The sequence below is a fragment of the Azospirillum sp. Marseille-Q6669 genome (genome assembly GCF_965111635.1).
Window position 1 is genome coordinate 433431 of the sequence record NZ_CBCOOP010000001.1, and the last position, 22083, is coordinate 455513.

General features: G+C 67.1%; 18 protein-coding genes. 14 read left to right on the top strand and 4 right to left on the bottom strand.

Annotated features, from left to right (window positions below; genetic code table 11):
- The first annotated feature begins 489 nt into the window (after window positions 1–489).
- Genes galE through ACWPXE_RS01780 form a run of 3 tightly spaced genes read left to right on the top strand, consistent with a single transcriptional unit; the run spans window position 490 to window position 3289 of the window.
- Window positions 490–1509: a UDP-glucose 4-epimerase GalE gene (gene galE / locus ACWPXE_RS01770; RefSeq protein WP_454016443.1), complete on the top strand. Its 1020-nt coding sequence runs from the start codon at window positions 490–492 to the stop codon at window positions 1507–1509.
- 14 nt (window positions 1510–1523) lie between these two features.
- Window positions 1524–2060, top strand: a complete 537-nt coding sequence (locus ACWPXE_RS01775; protein ID WP_454016444.1) for a MarR family winged helix-turn-helix transcriptional regulator — start codon at window positions 1524–1526, stop codon at window positions 2058–2060.
- 50 nt (window positions 2061–2110) lie between these two features.
- Window positions 2111–3289 carry a DUF2336 domain-containing protein gene (locus ACWPXE_RS01780; protein ID WP_454016445.1) on the top strand — a complete coding sequence of 393 codons (1179 nt, stop codon included), beginning with the start codon at window positions 2111–2113 and terminating at the stop codon, window positions 3287–3289.
- Between the two features lie 139 nt (window positions 3290–3428).
- Here the strand turns inward: ACWPXE_RS01780 and ACWPXE_RS01785 are convergent, their stop codons facing one another.
- From ACWPXE_RS01785 to ACWPXE_RS01795, 3 genes are all read right to left on the bottom strand, one after another.
- The gene (locus ACWPXE_RS01785) at window positions 3429–3995 is read right to left on the bottom strand and encodes a TetR/AcrR family transcriptional regulator (RefSeq protein ID WP_137106107.1); all 567 of its coding nucleotides are present in this window, start codon (window positions 3993–3995) and stop codon (window positions 3429–3431) included.
- A gap of 124 nt (window positions 3996–4119) precedes the next feature.
- Window positions 4120–5691, bottom strand: a complete 1572-nt coding sequence (locus ACWPXE_RS01790) for a malonate--CoA ligase (RefSeq protein ID WP_454016446.1) — start codon at window positions 5689–5691, stop codon at window positions 4120–4122.
- 91 nt (window positions 5692–5782) lie between these two features.
- Window positions 5783–6478 carry a GntR family transcriptional regulator gene (locus ACWPXE_RS01795; RefSeq protein WP_454016447.1) on the bottom strand — a complete coding sequence of 232 codons (696 nt, stop codon included), beginning with the start codon at window positions 6476–6478 and terminating at the stop codon, window positions 5783–5785.
- Between the two features lie 161 nt (window positions 6479–6639).
- On the opposite strand from ACWPXE_RS01795, the gene ACWPXE_RS01800 reads away from it, so the two are divergent.
- Both ACWPXE_RS01800 and mmsB read left to right on the top strand, forming a co-directional pair.
- Complete coding sequence (locus ACWPXE_RS01800) at window positions 6640–7779, top strand: isobutyryl-CoA dehydrogenase (RefSeq protein WP_454016448.1); 1140 nt, start codon at window positions 6640–6642, stop codon at window positions 7777–7779.
- Between the two features lie 31 nt (window positions 7780–7810).
- Window positions 7811–8701, top strand: a complete 891-nt coding sequence (gene mmsB, locus ACWPXE_RS01805; RefSeq protein WP_454016449.1) for a 3-hydroxyisobutyrate dehydrogenase — start codon at window positions 7811–7813, stop codon at window positions 8699–8701.
- A 108-nt stretch (window positions 8702–8809) separates the two neighbouring features.
- Here the strand turns inward: mmsB and ACWPXE_RS01810 are convergent, their stop codons facing one another.
- The gene (locus tag ACWPXE_RS01810; RefSeq protein WP_454016450.1) at window positions 8810–10468 is read right to left on the bottom strand and encodes an AMP-binding protein; all 1659 of its coding nucleotides are present in this window, start codon (window positions 10466–10468) and stop codon (window positions 8810–8812) included.
- 201 nt (window positions 10469–10669) lie between these two features.
- On the opposite strand from ACWPXE_RS01810, the gene ACWPXE_RS01815 reads away from it, so the two are divergent.
- The 9 genes from ACWPXE_RS01815 to ACWPXE_RS01855 all read left to right on the top strand — a co-directional run bounded on the left by ACWPXE_RS01815 (window position 10670) and on the right by ACWPXE_RS01855 (window position 22058).
- A complete protein-coding gene (locus tag ACWPXE_RS01815) occupies window positions 10670–11557 on the top strand; it encodes an ABC transporter ATP-binding protein (RefSeq protein WP_454016451.1) in 888 nt (295 codons plus the stop codon).
- A complete protein-coding gene (locus ACWPXE_RS01820; protein ID WP_454016452.1) occupies window positions 11557–13488 on the top strand; it encodes an AMP-binding protein in 1932 nt (643 codons plus the stop codon). Before ACWPXE_RS01815 ends, ACWPXE_RS01820 begins: the two co-directional genes overlap by 1 nt.
- Window positions 13489–13659: 171 nt before the next feature.
- The gene (locus tag ACWPXE_RS01825; RefSeq protein WP_014241711.1) at window positions 13660–14547 is read left to right on the top strand and encodes a branched-chain amino acid ABC transporter permease; all 888 of its coding nucleotides are present in this window, start codon (window positions 13660–13662) and stop codon (window positions 14545–14547) included.
- Between the two features lie 15 nt (window positions 14548–14562).
- Window positions 14563–15636 carry a branched-chain amino acid ABC transporter permease gene (locus ACWPXE_RS01830; protein ID WP_109469029.1) on the top strand — a complete coding sequence of 358 codons (1074 nt, stop codon included), beginning with the start codon at window positions 14563–14565 and terminating at the stop codon, window positions 15634–15636.
- A gap of 55 nt (window positions 15637–15691) precedes the next feature.
- Window positions 15692–16975 (top strand): ABC transporter substrate-binding protein, encoded by a 1284-nt coding sequence (locus ACWPXE_RS01835; RefSeq protein ID WP_454016453.1) that lies wholly within the window; start codon window positions 15692–15694, stop codon window positions 16973–16975.
- A 79-nt stretch (window positions 16976–17054) separates the two neighbouring features.
- Window positions 17055–17915: an ABC transporter ATP-binding protein gene (locus ACWPXE_RS01840; RefSeq protein WP_109469031.1), complete on the top strand. Its 861-nt coding sequence runs from the start codon at window positions 17055–17057 to the stop codon at window positions 17913–17915.
- 56 nt (window positions 17916–17971) lie between these two features.
- On the top strand, window positions 17972–19201 hold the full coding sequence (locus ACWPXE_RS01845) for a phenylacetate--CoA ligase family protein (protein ID WP_454016454.1): 1230 nt from the start codon (window positions 17972–17974) through the stop codon (window positions 19199–19201).
- Window positions 19202–19251: 50 nt separating this feature from the next.
- Window positions 19252–20745 carry an aldehyde dehydrogenase family protein gene (locus ACWPXE_RS01850; RefSeq protein WP_454016455.1) on the top strand — a complete coding sequence of 498 codons (1494 nt, stop codon included), beginning with the start codon at window positions 19252–19254 and terminating at the stop codon, window positions 20743–20745.
- A gap of 140 nt (window positions 20746–20885) precedes the next feature.
- Window positions 20886–22058, top strand: coding sequence for an isovaleryl-CoA dehydrogenase (locus ACWPXE_RS01855; protein ID WP_145673372.1), 1173 nt, complete (start codon window positions 20886–20888; stop codon window positions 22056–22058).
- The last annotated feature ends 25 nt before the right edge of the window (window positions 22059–22083 follow it).

Genomic DNA, 22083 nt, shown 5'->3' on the forward strand with positions numbered 1-22083 from the left:
CCGATTCCTTTTCTTGTGTCCCGCGTTCCGGAGTCCCGCGTTCTCAGGTTTTGGGGCGGGCCATGAAGCCGGTCATGCAAAGGGTTTCATGGTTAACGAAGTGTTGAGATGCGGCCGCGTCGCATGAACTCCTTTTGAGACGAAGTCCGGACAAAGGCCGCCCATTGCGGGAAGACTGGTCCCGCGCCATTTCCGCTTACGTCCGACGCTGCGCTGCGGCGTGTGACAACTTTGAGCCCTTACCCCGTCCGACAACGATCGAAAGGGGTATTTGCAGCGCTGTAAAATGTTGTTCCAAAACACTTTTCCGATCACACGCCACGCCTTGCGCGGCGCCCATGTCTCTTTTTCGTCAACTGGCCTTCCGTCTGAATTGACGGCATGGTGCATCGCGGAACTCTTGCACTTGCCACCGGGGGATGTACGATCCTTTGATGCCGGCGGGTGCCTGGACTGACGAATATTTCTCAAATCCAAGGAATATTTACGATGAACACGCCCCAGACCGTACTCGTGACCGGCGGTGCCGGCTATGTCGGCAGTCACTGTGTGGCCGAACTGCTCGACCGCGGCTTCCGGGTCGTCGTGCTCGACAACCTGCGCCAGGGCCACCGCGCCGCCGTGCCGTCCGACGCCGCCTTCGTGGAGGCCGACCTTGCCGACATGGACGCGCTGACCCGCGTCTTCGCCGAATGGCGCTTCGACGCGGTGTTCCATTTCGCCGCCCTGTCGCTGGTCGGTGAATCGATGCGCGACCCGCATCTCTATCTGCACGGCAACACCGTCAACTCGCTGAACCTGATCCGCACGGCGACCACGGCCGGCGTGCGCAAGATGGTCTTCTCCTCGACCGCCAACCTGTTCGGCACGCCGGAGCGCCAGCCGATCGACGAGGAGACCACCATCGACCCCGGCAGCCCATACGGCGAATCCAAGTTCTTCATCGAGCGTGCGCTGCACTGGGCGGACCGCTGCCACGGCCTGCGCTCCGCCTGCCTGCGCTACTTCAACGCCGCCGGCGCGCATCCGAACGGTATCATTGGCGAGGATCATCACCCGGAAACCCACCTGATCCCGCTGGTGCTCGACGCGGCCAGCGGCCGGCGCTCGCACATCGAGATTTTTGGCAACGACTACCCGACGCCGGACGGCACCTGCGTGCGCGACTACATCCATGTCTGCGACCTCGCCGACGCGCATCTGCGGGTGCTGCCGGCGCTGGAGACGCGGAGCGTCCACTTCAACCTGGGCAACGGCACGGGCTACAGCGTCCGCGAGGTGATCGAGGCGACGGAGCGGGTTACCGGCCTGACGGTCCCGGTGAAGGTCGGACCGCGCCGCGCCGGCGATCCGGCGGTGCTGATCGCCTCGTCGGAGCGCATCCGGGGGGAACTGGGCTGGACCCCGCGCTTCCCCGATCTGGACAGCATCATCGGCAGCGCGTGGGAATGGCGCCGCCGCCATCCGGGCGGCTACCGCGGCCCGGCCGTGGCGCAGGCCGCCGAGTGACGGAGAGACGAGGGATGAGCACGCAGCGCCGGGCGGGCGCCGAATCCAAGCCGGCCGAAGCCAAACCGGACGCCATCGATGCGGCGGAACTGGCCGAGTATCACGGGCTCGCCCGGCTGATCGAGCGGATGCACCGCCGATTCCTCGACGTCGTGCGGGCCGGCCTGTTGCGGCAGGGGATCGACGACATCGGGCCGGTTCAGGCGCTGATGGTCATGTTGATCGGCGACGACGAGCCGTCGGTCCGCGACCTGATGGAGCGCGGCTATTATCTGGGGTCCAACGCCTCCTACAGCCTGAAGATCCTAGTGGAGGCCGGCTACATCGACCGCGGCGCCAGCCAGCGCGACCGCCGCACGGCCCGCCTGCGCCTGACCGACAAGGGGCGGACGCTGCGCGACGATCTGTTCAAGCTGGAGCAGGTGCAGGCCACCGCGCTGGTCCGCAACGAGGCGGAGGCGTTCGACCTGAAGGCCGCCTACCGCACGCTGCGCCGGCTCGACCGCATCTGGGGCGACATGGTCCGCTACGCCGGCCAGGGCCTCGATTGAGTGGCTCGATTGAACCGTCCTATGCATCTTTCATCCGCAGGCATCCGCACATGACCGACTCATCCCTGTCCATCCGCGATGTCGAGCGCCTGCTCGAATCCTCGTCGGCGGAGGCCCGCATCGACACGATGCAGAAGCTGGCCGGCGATCTGGAGAAAGGCGGGCTGACCGACGCCGAGCGGTCGCTGGCTTTGGAGGTCATGCACTGCTTCGCCGCCGACGCCCAGGTCGCGGTGCGCGAGGCGGTGGCTTGGCAGATCCGCAACAACGCCATGCTGACGGCGGAACTGGCGGAGCGGCTGGTGAAGGACGTGGCCCGCGTGGCTTTCCCGATCCTGCGCGACGCCGGAAGCCTCAGCGACGAGCTGCTGCTCGACGTGCTGGCGGACCCCGACGCCGGCAAGCACATGGCCGTCGCCAACCGTCACACCGTGTCGGCGCGGGTGGCCGGGGCTGTCGTCGAGACCGGCAACGTCGCGGTGGTGACCGCGCTGCTGCGCAACCCCGGCGCCGAGTTGGCGGAACCGGCGCTGCATCGGGCCTTGGACCGCTTCGGCCGGGTGCGCATGGTCAGCGAGGCCGCAGCGACCCGCCCCGGCCTGCCGCTGGCCGTGGTGGAGCGGCTGGTCGCCTTCGTGTCCGACGCGATACGCGCCACGCTGGCCCACACACACGGCCTGTCCAAGGATCTGGTGGACCGGCTGGCCAGCCGCGGGCGCGAGTCGGCGACGCTGCGGCTGCTGCGCCCGGCGCTGCGCGGCGAAGAGGATGTGGAGGCGGTGGCCCGCTGGCTGCACGCCAACGGGCGCTTCACCGCGGCGCTGCTGTTCCGTGTGCTGTGCGCGGGCGACGTGGCGCTGTTCGCGGCGGGGCTGGGGGCGAAGGCCGGCATTCCGGCGGAGAACGCCCGCAAGCTGGCCTGGGACGACGGAGCGCTCGGGCTGCGGGCGGTGCTGAAGAAGGCATCGGTCGCGCCGGTCCTGGTGCCGCCCTTCCAGGTGGCGATCGCCACCGCCAAGCGCATGGGCTACGAGGGCAGCGACAACCGTCGCGACGATTACCAGGCGGAGGTCATGGCCGACCTGTTCGCCGCCCTGACCCCGACGAACGAGTGGGTGGTGGACGAGTTGCTGTTGCAGCTGTTCGACGGCGCGTCGGACGAGGTGATCGACCGCGCGCTGGATCAGGCGGGCTTGCCCTTCGCGCCGGTGCGCGGGACGGGGACGTAACTTGCGGGTGGGGCGACGCTTGCCCCCTCCCTAGCCCTCCCTGGGCGGTGGAGGGAACTAATCTCCCTCTCCTGCGAGAGCGGGGAGGGAAGGGGCCCGCGGCGAAGCCGTGGGAAGGGTGGGGGCAACACAGCGCCCGTTAAACCACTCCCTCCGGAACCAGCACCTTCCCGCAAATGTCCCGCGCCTTCTCGAACCGGTCCGGCGCGGCGGAGCGGGCCAGCAGCCCTTCCCCGAAGATGAACGAGTAGAACAGATACGCCCGCGCGAAGGCGTCGTCGGGGTCCAGCCCCAGGCCGGCGAACAGGTCCGACACGCAGCGCAGGCGTTCGCGGTCGACCTCGGCCACGATCTCGGACGCACGAGGATCGCGGCGCGCCCAGTCGCGCATTGCCAGCTCGATGGCGATGCCGCGCGGGTTGCTGCTGCCGCCGTACAACGACAGCACGTAGCGCAACCCCTCGGCCGGCGTGCGGCCGTCCAGCCGGGTCTGCGCCTTGATCGCCTCGATGCGGCCGGTCTTCCAGCCTTCCAGCATCGCCTCCACCAGCTCCATCCGGTCGCGGAAGTGCCAGTAGAAGCTGCCCTTGGTCACCTTCAGCCGCTTGGCCAGAAGCTCGACCCGCACCTGCTCGACGCCGCCCTCCGCCAGGGCGGAAAAGGCGGCGGACAGCCAGGATTCGCGGTTCAGCGTCTTCGCTTCCATCGGTAACACTCCGGAGACCATACGGCAGCGTATCGAGTCGCCGATGGCCTGTCCACAACCCACCGGGTGGAAAAAACGCCGAACCTTATACGGATTTGACCGGAGAGGGAAAGCCGCGCGCTGCTCAGCGCGTCTTCGTCGCGGTGAAGAGGTCCTTGTGGGCGTCGCGCAGCAGGTTCTTCTGCACCTTGCCCATGGCGTTGCGCGGCAGCTCGTCCATAAAGAAGACGCGCTTGGGCACCTTGAAGTTGGCCAGCTGCTCCTTGCAGACGGCGATCACCGCGGCTTCGTCCGGGGTGGCGCTGCCGGGCTTGCGCAGCACGACGGCGGTCACCGCCTCGCCGAAGTCGGGGTGCGGCACGCCGACCACCGCCGATTCGACCACGCCGTCGATGCCGTCGATCACCGTCTCGACCTCCTTCGGGTAGACGTTGAAGCCGCCGGAGATGATGAGGTCCTTGGCCCGCCCGACGATGTGGACATAGCCGCGCCCATCCACCTTGCCGACGTCGCCGGTGATGAAGAAGCCGTCCGGCTTGATCTCCTGCTTCGTCTTCTCGGGCATCCGCCAATAGCCGGAGAAGACGTTCGGCCCGGCCACCTCGATGATGCCGATGTCGTCGGTGCCGAGGCTCGCGCCGGTCTCCGGGTCGACGACGCGCACGGAGACCTCCGGCAGCGGGAAGCCGACCGTGCCGGGGATGCGATCGCCGTCCAGCGGGTTGGAGGTCAGCATGCCGGTCTCCGTCATGCCGTAGCGCTCCAGGATGGCGTGGCCGGTGCGGGCCGAGAACTCCTTGTGCGTGTCGGCGAGCAGCGGTGCCGAGCCGGAGACGAACAGCCGCATGTGCGCCGTCGCCTCGCGCGTCAGGCCGGGATGGGCGAGCAGGCGGGTGTAGAAGGTCGGCACACCCATCATCACCGTGGCGCGCGGCAGCAGCCCCATCACCTGCTCAGCGTCGAACTTCTGCAGGAACAGCATGGAGGAGCCGTTCAGCAGCACGCAGTTGGTCGCCACGAACAGGCCGTGTGTATGGAAGATCGGCAGGGCGTGCAGCAGCACGTCGTCCGGCTGGAAGCCCCAGTATTTGTGCAGCGTCAGCGCGTTGGAGCCGAGGTTGCGGTGGCTCATCATCGCGCCCTTCGATCGCCCGGTGGTGCCGGAGGTGTAGAGGATCGCGGCGAGATCGTCGGCCTCGGCCGGGACGGTCGTGAAGTCCGTGCCCTTGCCGGCGGCCTGCTCCGGCAGTGTGCCCTCGCCATGGGTGCCGAGAGTCAGCAGATGGGCGACCTTGGCCTTGTCGGCGACCTCGCGCAGCGCGTCGGCGGATTCGGGGCGGGCGACGAAGACGTGCGGCTCGGCGTCGGTCAGGAAATACTCTACCTCCGCCTTCGTGTAGGCCGGGTTCAGCGGCAGGAAGACGCCGCCCGCCCGCACGGTGGCGAGGTAGAGGATGATGTTCTCGACCGACTTCTCCACCTGCACGGCGACCCGGTCGCCCTTCTTCAGGCCGAGGTCGGCGAGCAGGTTGGCGTAACGGCCGGTCAACGCCTCAAGATCGCCGTAGGTGACGGTGCGGGCGTTGGCGGTGCCGGGCTCGGTCTCGGCGAAGGGGCGGCTGCGGTCCGCCGGAAAGCGGGAACGGAACAGCTCGAACAGATTGCCACCCACCAGATTTCCACCCGCTTCGGACATTATGATTCCCTCCATGCACCCGGTGATCCGGTGTCCAGGGTTTAGCACGGGCACCTGCCGTCGGCCACATCTTTGTATACGGAAGACCGGGTTATTGTATTTCGTTTCCGCCCATGATGGACACGAACTCGGTGAAGATGTCGATCTGGATGGTCACATGCCGCCGCATGGCGGCGTAGGCGGCCTCCGGGTCGCCGACCAGGATCGCCTCCACCACGTCGTCATGCTCCTTGAAGCTGTCCTTGACGCGGTAGGGGTGGTTGAGCTGGTAGCGGCGGTAGGGTGCCAGCCGGGCGAACAGGCCGCGCGCGATCTCCTGAAGCGGCTCGTTGTGGCTGCCCGCCTGGACCGCCTCGTGGAAGGAGCGGTTGACCGCGTAATAGGCGTCCAGCTCCCGCGCCTCCATATGCACCTTCGAGGTGTCGTGCAGATGTTTCAGGGCCTGCTTCTCCTCCTCCGACATGCGGCGGGCGGCGAAGCGGGCACACAGCCCCTCGATTTCCGACATCACCTCGAACATCTGCACCATGCGGTGCAGCTTCAGCGGCGCTACCACCGCCCCCTGGCGCGGCTGCTTCTCCACCAGCCCGGCGTGGACGAGCTGGAGGATCGCCTCGCGGATCGGGGTGCGGGAGATGTTGAAGCGCTGGGCGAGGCTTTCCTCGTCCAGCCGCGTGCCGGGGCGCAGGCGGCCGAGGAAGATGTCCTCCTCGATGGCGAGCCGCACCTCGTCGGCGCGCGTGGCGCCCTTGTCGGCGGTCTTGCTGGCGGCAATCCGGTCGCTCATCCCGAGCGTGTCCTCTTCCTCATCCGCGGCCTTCCGCCGCTCCAATCTCTGTATACAAGAGATGGACAGCGCGTATCCAGCATGATAGTCCTTCCACCCAACAATGAGAACCGGAGATCCGCCATGGACTCCGGGCCACTGCGGTTCTGGGGAGGATGCGCATGGATTTTGCGCTTTCGGAGGAGCAGCAGGCGTTCCGCGACACGGCGCGCGACTTCGCGCAGCAGGAAATGGCGCCGAACGCCGCGCACTGGGATGAGAACAGCGTCTTTCCCGTCGAGACCTTGCGACAGGCCGCGGCACTCGGCTTCGCCGGCATTTATGTGGGGGAGGAGTTCGGCGGCTCCGGCCTCGGGCGGCTCGACGCGGCGCTGATCTTCGAGGAGCTGTCGGCGGCCTGCCCGTCCACGGCGGCCTACATCTCCATCCACAACATGGCCTCCTGGATGATCGACCGCTTCGGCAATCCGGAGCAGCGTCAGCGCTTCCTGCCCAAGCTGACGACCATGGAGCATTTCGCCAGCTATTGCCTGACCGAGCCGGGGGCGGGGTCCGACGCGGCCTCGCTGCGCACGCGGGCGGAGCGGGATGGCGACCATTACGTGCTGAACGGCTCAAAGGCCTTCATATCCGGCGGCGGCACGTCGGACGTCTATGTCTGCATGGTCCGCACCGGCGAACCCGGCCCCAAGGGCATTTCCTGCATCGTCGTGGAGAAGGGCACGCCCGGCCTGTCGTTCGGCAAGCAGGAGCACAAGCTCGGCTGGAAGAGCCAGCCGACTTCGGCCGTCATCTTCGAGAATTGCCGCGTGCCCGTCGCCAACCGCATCGGCGAAGAAGGGGAGGGCTTCCGCATCGCCATGAAGGGGCTGGACGGCGGGCGCCTGAACATCGCCGCCTGCTCGGTCGGCGGAGCGCGCTTCTGCCTGGAGCAGGCCATCGCCTACACCACGGAGCGCAAGCAGTTCGGCAAGCCGCTGAACGCCTTCCAGGCCTTGCAGTTCAAGCTGGCCGACATGGCGACGGAACTGGACGCCGCGCGGCTGATGCTGCACCGCGCCGCCGCCAGCCTCGACGCCGGCTCGCCGGAGGCGACCGCCCATTGCGCGATGGCCAAGCGCTTCGCCACCGATGCGGGGTTCCAGGTGGTGAACGAGGCGCTGCAGCTTCACGGCGGCTACGGCTACATCAAGGAATACCCGATCGAGCGGATTTTCCGCGACCTGCGGGTTCACCAGATTCTCGAAGGCACCAACGAAATCATGCGCGTCATCATCGCCCGCCATCTGACCGGCGGCTGATAGCGTCATTATAAAGCGAGGGGGAAACGCTATGGCGACGATCGCCTTTATCGGTCTGGGCAACATGGGTGCGCCGATGATGCGCAACCTGCTGAAGGCCGGCCACACCGTGCTGGCCTTCGACCTGTCGGAAGCCGCCTGCACCGCAGCGCGCGACGCCGGCGCCACCATCGCCACCGGCCCCGGCGCCGCGGCGGGGGAGGCCGAGGTGGTCGTGACCATGCTGCCCGCCGGCAAGCACGTGCGCGAGGTCTACACGGCGCCGGACGGCATCATCGCCAAGGCCAAGCCGGGCAGCCTGTTCATCGATAGCTCCACCGTCGATGTCGACAGCGCCCGCGCCGTCGCCGCGGCGGCGGAGGCGGCAGGCCACGCCATGGTCGACGCGCCGGTGTCCGGCGGCGTCGGCGGCGCCGAGGCGGCGACTCTGACCTTCATGGTCGGCGGCAGCGACACCGCCTTCCGCCGCGCCGAGCCGATCCTGTCGGCGATGGGCAAGGCCATCGTGCACACCGGCGGACCGGGCAACGGTCAGGCGGCGAAGATTTGCAACAACATGATCCTCGGCATCTCGATGATCGGTGTGTCGGAAGCCTTCGCGCTCGCCGAGAAGCTGGGGCTGGAGTCGCAAAAGCTGTTCGACGTGGCATCGAAGTCGTCGGGCCAGTGCTGGTCGCTGACCAGCTATTGCCCGGTGCCGGGCCCGGTCCCGACCTCGCCGGCCAACCGCGACTACCAGCCGGGCTTCGCCGCGGCGCTGATGCTGAAGGACCTGAAGCTGGCGGTGGAGGCTGGGCAGAGCACCGGCAGCCCGCTGCCGCTCGGCGGCGAGGCGGCGCAGATGTACGCGCTGTTCTGCAACGCCGGCTTCGGCGGCAAGGACTTCTCCGGCATCGTCAACCTGCTGCGTGGGAAGCCGTAAGGGCGGTCACGGGCCCCCCACCCCGGCCCTCCCCGCTTCGCAGGGAGGGAACTGGATCTCCTCTCCCGCGAAAGCGGGGAGGGCCAGGAGGGGGCAAGCGCCTCCCCCTCAATCCGCCTGCTGCATGACGATGGCGTCGGACGCCCGGCCGCGGAAATGGATGTTGCCGTCGCCGTCCAGGAACGCCCAGTCGCCGGTCAGATAATAGCGGCGGCCGTGGCGGAAACGGGCGGCGGTGCGTCCCGGATCGTTGGCGTAGGCATCGAACCAGAAGAGCGGCGAGGACTCCACGTCGATGGCGATCTCGCCCGCTCCGCCGACCGGCGCCTCGCGGCCCTGTGGGTCGAGGATGACCACGCGGAAGCCCGGCAGGGGCCGCCCCAGCGAGGAATCGGCGGTGCGGTCGGCGTGGCCGGGGTCGTAGCGGTTCATCATGAAGATGCCGGTCTCGCGCTGCCCGTACTGGTCGAGCAGAGGGACGCTGACCACCCGGTTGGCCCAGCCGATCAACTCCGGCGGCAGTGGTTCGCCGACCACCGACAGGATGCGCAGCGCCAGCTTGTGCGGACCGCCCTCCGGGTCGGCGCTGTGCCAGGCGCGGATCTGGGACGGCGCGCAGGTCAGGTTGGTGACGCCGAACTTCGTCAGCATGCGGTAGCCCTGCCGCACGTCGTAGGGGCCGTCGCAGAAGATCGTCGTGCGCCCGAGCAGCAGCGGCCCGACCAGCCCGTAATAGGCGCCATAGGCCCAGCCGGGATCGGCCATGTTCCAGTAAATGTCGTCATCACGCAGATCGAGGCCGATTCGCATGTACTGCTCGATCCCGGCCAGCGCCATGACGGGCAGCGACACGCCGAGCGGCTTCGGCTCCGCCTCGGAGGTGTAGATCAGCGCGAAGGCGTCGCGGTCGGCGTAGCGGGCGACGTCGCCCAGGGGAGCGGACTCATGCAGCGCGGACCAGAAGGGCACCGCGTCGGCGCCGGGACCAAAGGCCTCGTCCCCCTCCACCATCACCACGGGGCGGCTGTTGTCGCGCGGGATCTTGCGGCGCAGGAAGCCGGTGGTGACGATCGCCCGCGCCTCGCTGTCGGCCAGACGGTAGGCGACCGCGGCGGCGGAGTAGGTGGTGAAGAGCGGCATGTAGACTCCGCCCAACCGCCAGATCGCCAGCGCGGCGATCAGCAACTCCGCTCCCTTGGGCAGCAGCACCGCCACCCGGTCGCCGCGCCCGACGCCGAGGCCGCGCAGCACCGCGGCGAAGCGCGCCGAATCGCGGGCCAGACGGGCGAAGCTCAGCTCGGTCGTCTGGCCCGCGACGCTTTCGTGCAGCAGGGCGGCGCGGGCGCCATCGGCGCGGGCGTGACGGTCGCACAGCAGATCGGCGAGCGGAATCGCCTCGCCCTGGTAATCCGGGCGGAGGAAGGCGGTGGGCTGAACGGTGGCCGGACCGGGCGCCGGGGTGTCGTTTTCGCCTTCGGGGCGGTGGCGTGCGGCGGCGATGCGGCCCAACGAATCCAATTCCGGCCCCAGATGGTAGCGGCGGCTGCGCGGGTCCTGGTCGATGAAACGTTCCCGCGCCAGCGCGGTCAGCAGGCGGTGCGCCGTTGCCTTCGACAGGGCGGTGTCCCCCATCAGGTCGGCCAGACGCGCGCCCTCCGCCCCGTGGGACGCGACGGCGCGCAGCAGGGCCAGCGCACGCTCCAGGCTTTGCGTGCCGCCGGACGCTCCGGCGGGGGCGGTTTCGGTGTCGGAATCGGGCCGGGTCATGATGGGGTCCATATTATGGACCTTTGGCTCGCATGTCGCTCCAAAAAACATGCATACACGGAATGTCCGTGTTGAAAACGGTGCGCATCACGGGTTATAGTTCGGTCGTTGCACAAAGGACGGTCCACAATATGGACCAGTTCGCCACTCAAACAGTTCGGCGAACGATAAAAAGGCAGTTCCACAGCAACGGAGGAGGAAATGTCAGGCGCGCCCGTCGCATCGCCACGCGGTTACGCCCATCCGGCCGGCGCCACCCGCGCGGCCTCCCCATCGGACACCATCTTCGAAGCCCGGGGCGTGTCCTTGCGCTTTGGCGGCGTGCAGGCGCTGACCGACGTCGGTTTCAGCATCCGCAAGGGGGAGCTGTTCTCCATCATCGGCCCGAACGGTGCGGGCAAGACCTCCATGGTCAACTGCATCTCCGGCCGCTACCGGCCCACCGACGGAAAGGTCTATTTCAAGGGCCAGGACATCACGGGCATGACGCCCAACCACCGCGCCTCGCTCGGCATCGGGCGCACCTTCCAGAATCTGGCGCTGTTCGGCCACATGACGGTGCTCGACAACATCATGGTCGGGCGGCACCACCTGCTGAAGAACAACTTCTTCACCGGCTCCCTCTACTGGCTGACCGGCGCCCGCAAGGAGGAGTTGGCCCACCGCCGCGAGGTCGAGGAGATCATCGACTTCCTGGAAATCCAGCATGTCCGCAAGGCCACCGCCGGCACGCTCTCCTATGGCCTGCGCAAGCGGGTCGAGCTGGCCCGCGCCATCGCGCTGAAACCCGACCTGATCCTCCTGGACGAGCCCATGGCGGGCATGAACCTGGAGGAGAAGGAGGACATGGCCCGCTACATCGTCGATCTGAACGAGGAGTTCGGCATGACGGTGGTGATGATCGAGCACGACATGGGCGTCGTGATGGACATCTCCCACCGCGTGATCGTCCTGGAGTTCGGCAAGAAGATCGCCGAGGGCACGCCCGAGGAGGTTCTGGCCGACCCGCGCGTCAAACGCGCCTATCTCGGCGAGGACGACGAGGAGGACGAGGCCGTGGCCCCGCCGCCCAAGCAGGAGGTCGCGTGATGTCTCTTCCGGATATCAAGACTCACGACACGCTGCCGAAGCTGCTGACCCTGCACGCCCGCGAGCATGGCGGCGACGTCGCCATGCGCGAGAAGGACTTCGGCATCTGGCGCGAGTTCACCTGGGCGGACATGCACGCCCGCGTGCGCGCCTTCACGCTCGGCCTCATCAAGCTGGGGGTGGAGCGCGGCCATGTGGTGGCCCTGCTCGGCGACAACCGGCCCGACTGGGTGATGGGGGAAATCTCCGCCCACGCCATGGGCGCCATGAGCCTGGGCATCTACCGCGACGCCATGGACGAGGAGGTCGCCTACCTCATCACCTACGCCGACGTGCACATCATCTTCGCGGAGGACGAGGAGCAGGTCGACAAGCTGCTGAACCTCGGCGAGCGCCTGCCGACGCTGAAGCACATCATCTATTCCGATCCCCGCGGCATGCGCAAATACAGCGACCCACGCCTGATGGAGGCGTCGGAGCTGGTCAAGCTGGGCAACGCGCTGCACGCCGAGAAGCCAAACCTCTATGAGGAGCTGGTCGGCGCGACGCGCGGCGACGATGTGGCGGTGCTCTGCACCACGTCGGGCACCACCTCGAACCCGAAGCTGGCGATGCTGCCGGCCGGGCGGCTGATCCGCCATGTCGCCAGCTACCTGTCGGTGGACCCCAAAGGGCCGACCGACGAGTATGTGTCGGTGCTGCCGCTGTCCTGGATCATGGAGCAGATCTACGCCGTCGGCATGGGCATGGTGTCGCGGATGCGCGTGAACTTCGTCGAGGAAGCCGAGACGATGATGAACGACTTCCGCGAGATCGGGCCGAGCTTCGTGCTGTTCGCCCCCCGCCTGTGGGAGCAGATCGCCGCCGACGTGCGCGCCCGCATGATGGACGCCTCGCCCTTCAAGCAGAAGATGTACGATTACGGCATGAAGCTGGGGCTGGAGGCGCTCGCCAACGGCACGCGGTCCGCCGTCGCCGACCGCATTCTCTTCGCAGCGCTGCGAGACCGCCTGGGCTTCACCAACCTGAAGTCGGCGGCGACCGGCGGCGCGGCCCTCGGCCCCGACACCTTCAAGTTCTTCCAGGCGCTGGGCGTGCCGCTGCGCCAGATCTACGGCCAGACCGAGACGATGGGCGCCTACACGGTGCACCGCTCGAACGATGTGGACTTCGACACGGTGGGCGTGCCCTTCGACGACGGTGTCAAGGTCAAGGTGATCGAGCCCGACCAGAACGGCATCGGCGAGATCGTCGTCAGCCACCCCAACATGTTCGCCGGCTACTACCGCAACGAGGCCTCGACCACGGCGGACCTGCGTGACGGCTGGATGCACACGGGCGATGCCGGCTTCTTCGACAAGAAGGGCCATCTGGTCATCATCGACCGCATCAAGGACATCGCCACCACCAGCAACAACGACCGCTTCAGCCCGCAATACATCGAGAACAAGCTGAAGTTCAGCCCCTATGTGGCCGAGGCGGTGATCCTGGGCAACAAGCGGCCCTACCTGTCGGCGATCATCTGCATCCGGTTCCCCATCGTGTCGAAGTGGGCGGAGAAGAACCGCATCGCCTTCACCACCTATTCCGATCTGGCGTCCAAGCCGGAGGTCTACGAACTGCTGCGCCAGGAAGTGGAGCGGGTGAACGCGACGCTGCCGGAGTTCCAGCGCATCACCAAGTTCCTGCTGCTCTACAAGGAACTGGACGCCGACGACGGCGAGCTGACCCGCACCCGCAAGGTGCGGCGCGGCGTGATCGCCGAGAAGTACGGCGAGATCATCGACTCGATCTACGCGGGCCAGCCGGCCATCGACGTGGACACCACCATCACCTTCCAGGACGGCACCAAGCAGCGCATCCGCACCGTGCTGAAGGTGGTTGACCTGCTGCCCACGCCGGCCAAGAAGCCGGCGCAGGCCGCGGCGTGAGGGGGTAAGAATGAAGAAGCCCACTTTTCTCCCTCTCCCCCCCGGGGAGAGGGTCGGGGTGAGGGGGTTCAGCATTTGCAGAACCTCCCGGTCCCCCGCGAGCCCCCTCACCCTAACCCTCTTCCCGGGGGGGAGAGGGGATAAGAATTGCGGTTTCGGGGAGACCCGCCCATGACCTTGCTCTTCCAGCTTCTCGTCAACGGACTGATCGTCGGCGCGCTGTACGGCGTCGTGGCGATGTCCTTCGTGCTGATCTACAAGGCCAGCCGCATCGTGAACTTCGCCCAGGGCGAATTCCTGCTGATCGGCGCATGGACCTGCTGGTGGCTGCTGACCTCCTGGCAGCTGCCCTTCTGGATCGGCTTCCCGATCACGCTGGCCTTCATGCTGGTCTTCGGCATCGTGCTTCAGGTCGTCGTGCTGCGGCCGATGATCGGGGAGCCGATCATCTCCGTCATCATGGTCACCATCGGCCTGTCGATCTTCTTCCAGGCGATGATGAAGTGGATGTTCGGCGTCTTCGCCAAGCCGTTCCCGACCATCTTCGCCAGCCCGACCGTGAACATCCTCGGGCTCGACGTGCAGACCGTCTACGTGATGAGCCTGGTCATCTCGATCCTGATCATGGCGGGCTTCGGCTGGTTCTTCAAATACTCGCGGATGGGTCTGGCGATGCGGGCGACCGCCTTCGACCAGCAGGTGGCGCAGTCGCTGGGCATCTCCGTCCGCCACATGTTCGCGATGAGCTGGGCCATCTCCGCCATGGTGTCGGCGGTGGCCGGCGTCACGGTCGGCGTCGTCAACGGCGTGTCCTCCGCGCTCTCCTTCTTCGGCATCAAGGTCTTTCCGGCGGTCATCCTCGGCGGGCTGGACAGCGTGGCCGGGGCGGTTCTGGGCGGCCTGATCGTCGGCGTGCTGGAGAATCTTGCGCACTACCTGGACAGCCAGTGGCTGAACTGGGGCAACATGTACGAGATCGCCCCCTTCTACGTCCTGATCGTCATCCTGATGATCAAGCCCTACGGCCTCTTCGGCACCAAGGACATCGAGCGCGTGTAAGGAGCGGCCGCAACCATGGCGAACATCAGTCTCATCCCCTGCGGCGACTTCAAGACCCGGTACGCCGCCGACACGACCATCTTCCCGACCAAGACCAGCCGCAACTTCGCGATCCTGGGCGTGGCGCTGCTGCTGCTCTGCCCGGCCTTCATGGACCGCTACTGGCTGAACCTGTGCATCCAGATCGGCTATCTCGGCATCGCGGCGCTGGGGCTGAACATCCTGGTCGGCTTCACCGGCCAGATCTCCATCGGGCACGCCGCCTTCTTCGGCTTCGGCGCCTTCTCGTCGGCGTGGCTGTCGAACAGCTTCGGCATCCCGGTGGCGCTCGCCATCCCGCTGGCCGGCGTGATGACCACCGCGGTCGGCATGCTGTTCGGCATCCCGGCGGCGCGGCTGAAGGGCCTGTACCTCGCCATCGCCACACTGGCGGCGCAGTACATCCTCCAGGACTTCTTCTCGCGCGCCGACTGGTTCACCGGCGGCACCGCCGGCACCATCGCGGAGCCGTTCACCCTGTTCGGCTACGCCTTCGACACCGACGAGAGCTTCTTCTACGTCGTGCTGGTCTATGTGGTCGTCATGTACATCCTGGCGACCAACCTGATGCGGTCCCGCGACGGGCGGGCGCTGGTGGCGGTCCGTGACCATTATCTCTCCGCGGAGATCATGGGCATCAACCTGACCAAGTACCGCACGATGTCCTTCGGCATCTCGTCCTTCTACGCCGGCATCGGCGGCGCGCTCTACGCCCACTACCTGCAGTTCGTGTCGGTGGAGGGCTTCACGATCCTCTTCTCGATCCAGTTCCTCGGCATGATCATCATCGGGGGCCTGGGCTCGATCATGGGCTCGCTGATGGGCACCGCCTTCATGGTGCTGCTGCCCGAGGTGATGCAGGCCATCACCACGGCGCTGTCCGGCACCGCCATCGACGCCGCGCTGAACCTGAGGGAGGCCATCGCCTTCCTGCGCGAAATGGCCATCGGCCTGGTCATCATCCTGTTCCTGGTCTTCGAGCCGGACGGGCTGGCCCACCGCTGGAAGCAGATCAAGGCCTACTGGAAGCTCTACCCGTTCTCGCACTGACACGCTTTTCGCAACACGGCTTCTGAAAAACATAACGACTGGGAGAAAACGCACCATGACCATGAAGACCGTCCTGCTGGCGTCCGCCGCCGTTGTCCTGCTCGGCACCGGGACCGCCAACGCCCAGAAGATCCCGGTCGGCCACCTCGCCGACCAGTCCGGCGCCACGTCGGACGTGGGCGTGCCCTTCGGCCAGGGCGTCGCCGACGCGCTCGCCTACATCAACAAGAACGGCGGCGTCGGCGGCACGACGATGGACGTCGAGACGGTTGACTACGGCTATCAGGCGCCGCGCGCCATCAGCCAGTACAAGAAGTGGTCGTCGGGCAGCGGCAAGGTCGCGGCCATCCAGGGCTGGGGCACCGCCGACACCGAGGCGCTGACCGGCTTCGTCGGCAAGGACGAGATCCCCTACTATTCCGGCTCCTACTCGGGCCACCTGACCGACCCGACCGGCAACGGCCCGCACGGCTCCAAGCCGGCCCCCTACAACTTCTTCTACGGTCCGTCCTACTCCGACGGCTTGCGCGCCATGCTGATGTGGGCGGCCGAGGACTGGAAGAAGAAGGGCGGCTCGGGCAAGCCCAAGTACGTCCACATGGGCGCCAACCACCCCTACCCGAACGCCCCGAAGGAAGCCGGTGAGCAACTCGCCAAGGAGCTGGGCTTCGATGTCCTTCCGGCGGTGCAGTTCGCCCTGACGCCGGGCGACTACACCGCCCAGTGCCTGACGCTGAAGCAGGCCGGCGCCAACTACGCCTATCTCGGCAACACGGCGGGCTCGAACATCTCCGTTCTGAAGGCCTGCCAGACGGTCGGCGCCCAGGTGCAGTTCATGGGCAACGTCTGGGGCATGGACGAGAACGCCGCCAAGGCCGCCGGCTCCGCCGCCAACGGCGTGATTTTCCCGGTGCGCACCGCGGCGATCTGGGGCGGCGACGCGCCGGGCATGAAGATCGTCAAGGAGATCTCCAAGGTCTCCGACGCCGCCGGCACCGCCTACCGTCCGGTGCACTACGTGTCGGGCATCTGCTCCGCCTTCTACATGAAGGAAGCGATGGACTGGGCGAAGCAGAACGGCGGCGTGACCGGCCCGAACATCCGCAAGGGCATGTACCAGAAGAAGGATTGGGTGCCGGCGGGGCTGGAGGGCGTCTGCGTGCCTTCGACCTGGACCGAGACCGATCACCGCGGCATGGACAAGGTCAACCTGTACCGCGCCAACGTGACCGGCGACACCGGCGGCTCGGTGGACGAACTGGTGAAGGCCGGCACGATCAAGCTGGAGAAGATCGCCACCGTCGACGTCCCGCGCAAGCCGGAGTGGCTGGGCTGGTAAGCCGGATCGCCCCCGTTGCCGCCGTGAAAGGGCGGCGGCGGGGGCTTCCGTCCCGTCTCACTGCATCAGGTGCCGCATCATGAACGCCGCCACCGCGACCGCCGCGGTCACTCCCGCCAGCGCTCCGGCGCCGGTTCCCGGCACGGCCAAGGCGCCGCTGCTGTCCGTCAACAACATCGAGGTCGTCTACAATGACGTCATCCTGGTGCTCCGCGGCCTCAGCCTGGAGGTGCCGGAGGGGGAGATCGTCGCCCTGCTGGGCGCCAACGGCGCCGGCAAATCGACGACGCTCAAGGCCATCTCCGGGCTGCTGAAAACCGAGGACGGCGAGGTCACGCGCGGCGACATCTCCTTCGCGGGTGAGCGCATCAACGGCATCGACCCCGACAAGATCGTCCGGCGCGGCATCTTCCAGGTCATGGAAGGACGCCGCATCATCGGCGATATGACCTGCCAGGAGAATCTGCGCCTCGGCGCCTTCACCCGCCGCGACGGCGGCGTGAAGGACGACATCGAGATGGTCTATCATTACTTTCCCCGCCTGAAGGAACGCACTGGCCTTGCCGGCTACCTCTCGGGCGGCGAGCAGCAGATGCTGGCTATCGGGCGCGCGATGATGGCGCGGCCGAAGCTGATTCTGATGGACGAGCCGTCCATGGGCCTGTCACCGCTGATGGTGAAGGAGGTCTTCAGCATCATCCGGCAGATCAACAAGGACCTGGGCGTCACCATCCTGCTGGTTGAGCAGAACGCCCGCATGGCGCTCCAGGCCGCGACGCGCGGCTACATCATGGAGAACGGCAAGGTCGTTCTGGACGGCACCGCCGAAGAGCTGCGCAACAACGAGGACGTGAAGGAATTCTACCTCGGCGGCGGCAACGAAGAGCGAAAGAGCTTCAAGAATCTGAAGAGCTTCAAGCGCCGGAAGCGCTGGATTTGAACGTTTCCCTCTCCCCAGAGGGTAGAGGGGACAAGAAAAACAGCCGGGAGGCATCGGTGTCCGACACTTACGATCAACTCGAAACCCGCTCTCCCGACCGGCGCGAGGCGGAGCTGTTCGCGGCGCTGCCGGTGCAGATCGCCCACGCCAAGGCGAACGCGCCCTACTTCACCCGCCTGCTGGCCGATGTGGACCCTGCCGCCGTCGGTGACCGGACGGCGCTCGCCGCGTTGCCGGTGACGCGCAAGTCGGACCTGATCGCGCTGCAGAAGGACGCGCCGCCCTTCGGCGGAATGACCACCGTCCCCATCGGGCGGTTGGCCCGCGTCTTCGCCTCGCCCGGCCCGATCCACGATCCGGAGGCGCACGGCACGGACCCTTGGCGCACCGCGCGGGCGCTCTACGCCTCAGGCATTCGCGGCGGCGACCTCGTGCAGAACTGCTTCGCCTACCACCTGACCCCCGCCGGCTCGATGTTCGAGACGGGGGCGCACGCGCTGGGCTGCGCGGTCATCCCCGCCGGAGTCGGCAACACCGAGATGCAGGCCCAGGTCGCCGCCCATCTGAAGCCGCGGGCCTACATCGGCACGCCCGACTTCCTGAAAATCATCCTGGAGAAGGGCGATGAGCTGGGGCTGGACCTGTCCTCCATCGTGATCGGCCATCTGACCGGCGGCCCCTTCCTGCCGGACGCCCGCGCCTATTACGAGGGCCGCGGCATCGCCGCCTACCAGAGCTACGGCACCGCCGACCTCGGCCTCGTCGCCTACGAGACGACGGCCCGCGCCGGGCTGGTGGTGGAGGAGGGCGTGATCGTGGAGATCGTCCGCCCCGGCACCGGCGATCCCGTGCCGGCGGGGGAGGTCGGGGAGGTCGTCGTCACCACCTTCAACCAGGCCTATCCGCTGGTCCGCTTCGCCACCGGCGACCTGTCGGCCGTCCTGCCCGGCGAAAGCCCCTGCGGGCGCACCAACATGCGGCTGAAGGGCTGGATGGGCCGCGCCGACCAGACCACCAAGGTCAAGGGCATGTTCGTCCACCCGCAGCAGATCGCCGAGGTGCTGCGCCGTCACCCGCAGATCGGCAAGGCCCGCCTCGTCGTCGGGCGGGAGGACGCCAATGACACCATGACCCTGCGCTGCGAGTCGCTCGAGTCCGGCGAGGCATTGGCGGCTTCGGTGCGTGAAACTCTGGCCGCCGTCACCAAATTGAAGGGTGTCGTGGAGTTCGCGGCCCCCGGCAGCCTGCCCAACGACGGCAAGGTCATCGAGGACGCCCGCGCCTGAGACCCGAAAACAACGATAACCGACCCGATACACACAAGGACCTTTTCGACATGAGCGTCAGCACCGACCTCCAGCTCGACCCCTTCGCGCTCGCCAGGGAGCTGTCGGGCAAGCATTTCTTCGGCGGCGACTTCCGCCCGGCCTCCTCCGGCAAGGGCTTCCCCGTCGTGAACCCGGCGACCGGCGAGACGGTGGCCGAGGCCGCCTTCGGCGAGGTGGCGGACGTCGATGCCGCGGTGGCCGCCGCGGTGGCCGCGCAGAAGGAATGGGCCAAGCGTCCGGTGCGCGAGCGCGGCAAGCTGGTCGCCGAGTGCGGGCGCGTGCTCGACGCCCACAAGGAGGAAATCGCCAAGCTGATCGCGCTGGAGACCGGCAAGGCCCTGCGCACCGAATCGCGCGTCGAGGCCGGCGTCCTGTCCGACGCCTTCGTCTTCTTCGGCGGCTTGGCGCCGGAGTTGAAGGGTGAAACCATTCCCTTCAACCCGTCGATGCTGACCATGACGGTGCGCGAGCCGGTGGGCGTGGTCGGCGCGATCATCCCGTGGAACGTGCCGCTGCTGCTGATGGCGCTGAAGATCGCCCCGGCGATGGTGGCGGGCAACGCCGTGGTGGTGAAGTCGGCGGAGGAGGCGCCGCTCGCCGTGCTGCGCGTCGTGCAACTGATCAACACGGTGATTCCGGCGGGGGTTGTGAACATCCTCTCGGGCTATGGCCCGGAATGCGGCGCCCCGCTGGTGGCCCACAAGGATGTGAAGAAGGTGACCTTCACCGGCTCGGTCGAGACCGGCAAGATCGTCTACAAGACCGCCGCCGAGAAGCTGATCCCGGTGACGCTGGAACTGGGCGGCAAGAGCCCGATGATCGTCTGCGGCGACGCCGACCTTGACCAGGCCATCGCGGGCGCCATCGCCGGCATGCGCTTCACCCGCCAGGGCCAGAGCTGTACCGCATCGTCGCGCATCTTCGTCCATGACAGCATCCACGACGCTTTCGTGGAGAAGCTGAAGGAGAAGGTGAACGCGATGAAGATGGGCGACCCGCTGGACGAGTCGACCGACATCGGCACCATCGTCTCGCCGCAGCAGCTCGACCGGGTGCAGAGCTACATCGCCATTGGCAAGGAGGGCGGGGCGACTCCGCATGTCTGCTCCGCCATGCCGTCCGATCCGAAGCTGACCAAGGGCCTGTACGTGCAGCCGCACATCTTCACCGGCGTGAAGAACAGCGACCGCATCGCGCAGGAGGAAATCTTCGGCCCGGTCTGCTGCGTCATCCGCTGGACCGATTACGAAGAGGTCATTGCCCAAGCCAACGACACCGAATACGGCCTCGCCGCGACGATCTGGACGCGCGATCTCAAGGTGGCGATGGACGCGGTGCACCGGCTGGAGGCCGGATTCGTCCAGGTGAACCAGAATCTGGTGGTGCAGCCGAACCTGTCCTATGGCGGCGTGAAGTCGTCGGGGCTGGGCAAGGAGGCCTCGCTGGAAGCGATGCTGGAGCACTTCACCCACAAGAAAACGATCATCATCAACATGAAGTGAGCTGACCCTCTTGGCCCTCCTCCAGAAGGGGGACGGGCCAAGAGGCCTTGCCACGCCCATTTCCATACGCTACCGTACGGCTCCATACGTCGCCGTATGGCGGGAACGAAGAACAGACCTCCGGGGGGAGCGCCAACACCATGCTGTCGAACCAGTATCCGACCCTGAACTTCGACCTCGGCGAATCCGCGGACATGCTGCGCGACACCGTGCGCAGCTTCGCGGCCGACGAGATCGCGCCCCGTGCCGCCGAGATCGACCGCACCAACGAGTTCCCGAACGAGTTGTGGCGGAAGTTCGGCGACCTCGGCGTGCTCGGCATCACGGCGGAGGAGGAATACGGCGGTGCCGGCATGGGCTATCTGGAGCATGTCGTGGCGATGGAGGAAATCTCCCGCGCCTCGGCCTCGGTCGGCCTCAGCTACGGCGCGCACTCCAACCTCTGCGTCAACCAGATCCGCAAGAACGGCACGGCGGAGCAGAAGACCCGCTACCTCCCGAAGCTGATCTCCGGCGAGCACATCGGCGCGCTCGCCATGTCGGAGCCGAACGCCGGGTCCGATGTCGTGTCGATGAAGCTGCGCGCCGAGAAGACGGGCGACCGCTACGTGCTGAACGGCACGAAGATGTGGATCACCAACGGGCCGGACGCCGACACGCTGGTGGTCTACGCCAAGACCGACGTCAACGCCGGCCCGCGCGGCATCACCGCCTTCCTTATTGAGAAGTCCTTCAAGGGCTTCTCCGTCGCGCAGAAACTCGACAAGCTGGGCATGCGCGGCTCCAACACCGGCGAGTTGGTGTTCGAGGATTGCGAGGTGCCGGAGGAGAACATCCTGGGCGGCGTCGGGCGCGGTGTGAACGTGCTGATGTCGGGCCTCGACTATGAGCGCGCGGTGCTGGCCGGCGGGCCGCTCGGCATCATGCAGGCCTGCATGGACGTGGTGGTTCCCTATCTGCACGACCGCAAGCAGTTCGGCCAGCCGATCGGCGAGTTCCAGCTCATGCAGGGCAAGCTGGCCGACATGTACACGATCATGAACGCCGCCAAGGCCTACGTGTACGCCGTCGCCAAAGCCTGCGACCGCGGCGAGACGGCCCGCAAGGACGCCGCCGGGGCGATCCTCTTCGCCGCCGAAAAGGCGACCTGGATGGCGCTGGAGGCCATTCAGACTCTGGGCGGCAATGGCTACATCAACGAATACCCGACGGGCCGCCTGCTGCGCGACGCCAAGCTCTACGAGATCGGCGCCGGCACCAGCGAGATCCGCCGCATGCTGATCGGGCGCGAGCTGTTCAAGGAAACGGCCTGAGGGAAACGGCATAAAGCCGGAGGGA

What these genes read in the sequence shown, in the direction of transcription:
- ACWPXE_RS01815 (WP_454016451.1), top strand. Translation starts at nt 10,670, where the DNA reads ATGTCAGGCGCGCCCGTCGCATCGCCACGCGGTTACGCCCATCCGGCC.
- mmsB (WP_454016449.1), top strand. Translation starts at nt 7,811, where the DNA reads ATGGCGACGATCGCCTTTATCGGTCTGGGCAACATGGGTGCGCCGATG.
- ACWPXE_RS01780 (WP_454016445.1), top strand. Translation starts at nt 2,111, where the DNA reads ATGACCGACTCATCCCTGTCCATCCGCGATGTCGAGCGCCTGCTCGAA.
- ACWPXE_RS01800 (WP_454016448.1), top strand. Translation starts at nt 6,640, where the DNA reads ATGGATTTTGCGCTTTCGGAGGAGCAGCAGGCGTTCCGCGACACGGCG.
- galE (WP_454016443.1), top strand. Translation starts at nt 490, where the DNA reads ATGAACACGCCCCAGACCGTACTCGTGACCGGCGGTGCCGGCTATGTC.
- ACWPXE_RS01785 (WP_137106107.1), bottom strand. Translation starts at nt 3,995, where the DNA reads ATGGAAGCGAAGACGCTGAACCGCGAATCCTGGCTGTCCGCCGCCTTT.
- ACWPXE_RS01820 (WP_454016452.1), top strand. Translation starts at nt 11,557, where the DNA reads ATGTCTCTTCCGGATATCAAGACTCACGACACGCTGCCGAAGCTGCTG.
- ACWPXE_RS01850 (WP_454016455.1), top strand. Translation starts at nt 19,252, where the DNA reads ATGAGCGTCAGCACCGACCTCCAGCTCGACCCCTTCGCGCTCGCCAGG.
- ACWPXE_RS01855 (WP_145673372.1), top strand. Translation starts at nt 20,886, where the DNA reads ATGCTGTCGAACCAGTATCCGACCCTGAACTTCGACCTCGGCGAATCC.
- ACWPXE_RS01790 (WP_454016446.1), bottom strand. Translation starts at nt 5,691, where the DNA reads ATGTCCGAAGCGGGTGGAAATCTGGTGGGTGGCAATCTGTTCGAGCTG.
- ACWPXE_RS01840 (WP_109469031.1), top strand. Translation starts at nt 17,055, where the DNA reads ATGAACGCCGCCACCGCGACCGCCGCGGTCACTCCCGCCAGCGCTCCG.
- ACWPXE_RS01825 (WP_014241711.1), top strand. Translation starts at nt 13,660, where the DNA reads ATGACCTTGCTCTTCCAGCTTCTCGTCAACGGACTGATCGTCGGCGCG.
- ACWPXE_RS01795 (WP_454016447.1), bottom strand. Translation starts at nt 6,478, where the DNA reads ATGAGCGACCGGATTGCCGCCAGCAAGACCGCCGACAAGGGCGCCACG.
- ACWPXE_RS01835 (WP_454016453.1), top strand. Translation starts at nt 15,692, where the DNA reads ATGACCATGAAGACCGTCCTGCTGGCGTCCGCCGCCGTTGTCCTGCTC.
- ACWPXE_RS01810 (WP_454016450.1), bottom strand. Translation starts at nt 10,468, where the DNA reads ATGACCCGGCCCGATTCCGACACCGAAACCGCCCCCGCCGGAGCGTCC.
- ACWPXE_RS01830 (WP_109469029.1), top strand. Translation starts at nt 14,563, where the DNA reads ATGGCGAACATCAGTCTCATCCCCTGCGGCGACTTCAAGACCCGGTAC.
- ACWPXE_RS01775 (WP_454016444.1), top strand. Translation starts at nt 1,524, where the DNA reads ATGAGCACGCAGCGCCGGGCGGGCGCCGAATCCAAGCCGGCCGAAGCC.